The sequence below is a fragment of the Streptomyces sp. NPDC002785 genome, assembly GCF_040295565.1.
Lineage (GTDB): Bacteria > Actinomycetota > Actinomycetes > Streptomycetales > Streptomycetaceae > Streptomyces.
The window spans coordinates 1-3,680 of record NZ_JBEOVN010000349.1; the positions used below are offsets into that span (position 1 = coordinate 1).

Annotated in this window: 4 protein-coding genes; 2 read left to right on the forward strand and 2 right to left on the reverse strand. The window is 66.7% G+C overall.

What is annotated here, in order from left to right; translation table 11 throughout:
• The coding region (locus tag ABTZ94_RS36700) for a GAF domain-containing protein (protein ID WP_351207664.1) at window positions 1-732 on the reverse strand (732 nt) is incomplete at its 3' end.
• Between the two features lie 484 nt (window positions 733-1,216).
• Between ABTZ94_RS36700 and ctaD the strand changes: the two genes are divergently transcribed.
• Both ctaD and ABTZ94_RS36710 read left to right on the forward strand, forming a co-directional pair.
• The gene (ctaD, locus tag ABTZ94_RS36705; RefSeq protein WP_351207660.1) at window positions 1,217-3,013 is read left to right on the forward strand and encodes an aa3-type cytochrome oxidase subunit I; all 1,797 of its coding nucleotides are present in this window, start codon (window positions 1,217-1,219) and stop codon (window positions 3,011-3,013) included.
• A gap of 53 nt (window positions 3,014-3,066) precedes the next feature.
• Window positions 3,067-3,387, forward strand: coding sequence for a hypothetical protein (locus ABTZ94_RS36710; RefSeq protein ID WP_351207662.1), 321 nt, complete (start codon window positions 3,067-3,069; stop codon window positions 3,385-3,387).
• Window positions 3,388-3,554: 167 nt separating this feature from the next.
• On the opposite strand, the gene ABTZ94_RS36715 is transcribed toward ABTZ94_RS36710, so the two are convergent.
• On the reverse strand, window positions 3,555-3,680 hold a 126-nt coding region (locus tag ABTZ94_RS36715; RefSeq protein ID WP_351207666.1), incomplete at its 5' end, for a transposase.

Below are 3,680 nucleotides of genomic sequence, written 5' to 3' on the forward strand. Positions count from 1 at the left end.
ACGGCCGGGACTCCGGCCGTGTGCGACGGTAACCGTGAGGCGTTCCTCGGCCGCTGATGCCGCCGGAGGCTTTGAGAGGGGCGCGGAACCGGGCCGCGCCGTGGGCAGCAGAATCGCTGCCCGGTCGGCCCCCGCCACTTCCATCGCCCGCTCGGCGATCAGATGCAGCACCTCGTCGGCGTCCGTCCCCGAGAGCAGAGTGCGGGTGATTTCGCCCAGTGCCTCCAGGCGCCGTTCCCGGCGGCGGCTCTCGTCGTACATCCTGGCGTTGTCGATGGCGACGCCGGCGGCGATCGACAGGGTGGTCAGCACCGCCTCGTCGTCGGCGTCGAAGCTCACCCCGCCCAGCTTCTCGGTGAGATAGAGGTTGCCGAACACCTCGTCGCGCACCCGCACCGGTACGCCGAGGAAGGTGCGCATCGGCGGGTGATGAGGCGGAAAACCGAAGCTGCGCGGGTGGCTGCTCAGATCGGTCAGCCGCAGCGGTTCGGGGTTACGGATCAGCTCGCCGAGGATTCCGCGGCCGCACGGTGACTGCCCGATCTTTGCGGCGAGTTGCTCCGACAGGCCCACGGGCAGGAACTCCAGGAGCTTCTGCCCGTCCCCGACAATGCCGAGTGCTCCGTACTCCGCGCCGGTCAACGTCACCGCTGCCTCGACGATGCCGCGCAGCACTTCCGGGAGCTCCAGGCCCCGTCCCAGACTCATCACGGCATCCAGCAGACTGTGCATCCGGTCCGGTCGGCTGGGCTGCGGCCACGTGGCCGCACCGGGGCAAGAGGGTCCGGGGGAGAGGACTTCGAAGGGGTAGCCGTGCTCGGGAGGTGCTGTCTCTGCCATCGGGGTGCCGTTCTCTGGGGCCGTGTGCCGTATGCCGGGTATCTGCTCACCGGATCACCGTAGGGCTGGGACCGGTCCAGGGGCGGTCAGCCTACGGCAGCCCAGGTGCGGAGGGCCCGGCGGTGTGTGGTCTCGAAGGCCGGCGCGGGCGGGGCCGGTCGGCTGCCGAATGCGTAGGGAAGTAGGGCCGGTCGGCCCCGCGGAAGGTGCCCGTCGGCCCCTGGGGAGTGTCGCGGCTCGCGACCAGCATGGTGCGGCCGGGAAGGTTCGGTCCGTCCCCTCGTGATCTGCCGGACCTTCCCGACCGCTCCCTGGAGCCGTCCGCGTGCGGCTGGGGCGCGTTCGGAGAACTGCCAGAGCTGGAGGACACGGTCCGGTGCACGCAATGGATTCGCAGGGCAATCAGGCTGCCCCTGCATATGGCCCCAAGCCCCCAGGCCCCGGGGCCGACCCCGCCGACGCGCGGGCCATCACCGTGGACGCGGAGGGCATCCCGGCCGGTAGCCGGCCCACTCAGCCCGGCAGGACTCAGCCCGGCACCGATCTGCAGGGCCGTCCCTCGCGCGGCCGGATCGTCGTCTCATGGCTCACGACGACCGACCACAAGCAGATCGGCACGATCTATCTCGTCACCGCGTTCGCCTTCTTCCTGATCGGTGGGGCGATGGCGTTGGTGATGCGCGCCGAACTTGCGCGTCCCGGGATGCAGATAATGTCCAACGAGCAGTTCAACCAGGCATTCACGATGCATGGCTCGGTGATGCTGCTGCTGTTCGCCATGCCGCTGTTCACAGGATTCGCCAACTGGCTCATGCCGCTCCACATAGGCGCACCGGATGTGGCCTTTCCGCGGCTGAACATGCTGGCCTACTGGTTGTTCCTCTTCGGTTCACTGATCGCCGCGGGAGGGTTTCTCACCCCTCAAGGCGCCGCCGACTTCGGCTGGTTCGCCTATGCCCCGCTGTCCGACGCCATCCACTCCCCGGGTGTCGGCGCCGATATGTGGATCGTGGGCGTGGCACTGTCCGGCTTCGGTTCCATTCTCGGAGCGGTGAACTTCATCACCACCATCATCTGCATGCGTGCCCCGGGAATGACCATGTTCCGGATGTCGATCTTCACCTGGAACGTACTGCTGACCGCCCTGCTCATCCTCCTGGTCTTCCCGGTCCTTGCCGCGGCACTCCTCGCGCTGGAGATGGACCGGAAGTTCGGCTCGCACATCTTCGACGCCGCCAACGGGGGCGCACTTCTGTGGCAGCACCTGTTCTGGTTCTTCGGGCACCCGGAGGTCTATGTGCTGGCTCTTCCGTTCTTCGGTATCGTCTCCGAGATCGTTCCGGTCTTCTCCCGTAAGCCGATGTTCGGCTATGTCGGTCTCATTGCCGCGACGATAGCCATTGCCGGGCTGTCCGTCACCGTCTGGGCCCACCACATGTATGCCACCGGTGGTGTACTGCTGCCCTTCTTCGCCTTCATGACCTTCCTGATCGCCGTACCGACCGGGGTGAAGTTCTTCAACTGGATCGGCACGATGTGGAAGGGATCGCTGTCTTTCGAGACGCCGATGCTATGGGCCACCGGATTTCTGGTCACCTTCGTCTTCGGTGGACTGACCGGAGTCATCCTGGCCGCACCACCGCTGGACTTCCACGTCACCGACTCGTACTTCGTGGTCGCCCACTTCCACTACACACTCTTCGGTACGGTCGTCTACGCGATGTTCGCCGGATTTCACTTCTGGTGGCCGAAGTTCACCGGCAAGATGCTCGACGAGCGTCTGGGGAAGATCACCTTCTGGGTGCTGACGGCCGGCTTCCACCTCACGTTCCTCGTGCAGCACTGGCTCGGTGCGGAGGGAATGCCCCGCCGATACGCGGACTATCTCGCCGCTGACGGTTTCACCGCCCTCAACACCCTGTCCACCATCGGCTCGTTCCTGCTCGGGCTGTCGTTCCTCCCCTTCTTCTACAACGTCTGGAAGACCGCTCAGTACGGCAAGAAGATAACCGTCGACGACCCCTGGGGTTATGGCCGCTCCCTGGAATGGGTCACGTCGTGTCCTCCTCCCCGGCACAACTTCACCGCCCTGCCCCGAATCCGCAGCGAGTCCCCGGCCTTCGATCTGCACCATCCGGAGATCGCGGCGCTCGACGCTGCCGTACCGCGCTGACCTCTGACCCCGTCTACCACCGCAAGCCCCGCTCCTGAGGAGAGTGCTGCCCGATGTCCCATGGTGTCCTGGCGCTCGGCGTCGCCGTGCTCTGCATATCGGGCAACGTCTGGTACCTGCCCGCCTGCATCGACCTGCGGGCCGGGCAGGACCGGCCGCTCTCCCGCCGGCTGGCCGCGGCCGCTGTACTGGCCGGGTGGGCATCGGGGACCCTCACGATGCTCCTGATGCTCACGTCGGCCACCCTTCCCGCGGCCGTGCTGATGGCGGTCGCGGGCACCACCGCCACGGTGTCCCTGGCCGTCCGCGCGCGGCTGCGTCGAGGCCAGGAGCAGCGCGAGGAGGAGGCCCGCTGGGCCGCGCTCTACCGTTGATCACCGCCGGATGGCACACGGGCCGGTCCCGAGGGACCGGCCCGTGCTGTTTTCACCGGAACTGGGTCACGCGCTCTTCTTCAGCGTGAAGTTACCGGGACTCTTGCAGAAAGCCCCGGCGTTCACGGCGGGTATGAATGCATCTCGGGGCTGCTCTGACCTGCACTTCAGAGCGGGCGTTTTTGCTGTTCGATGTATTGGCGGACGATCGCCAATGGTGCTCCGCCGCAGGATGCCGAGAAGTACGAGGGCGACCACAGGTGCCCGTGCATGATGGCGCGGTTGATGTGGCC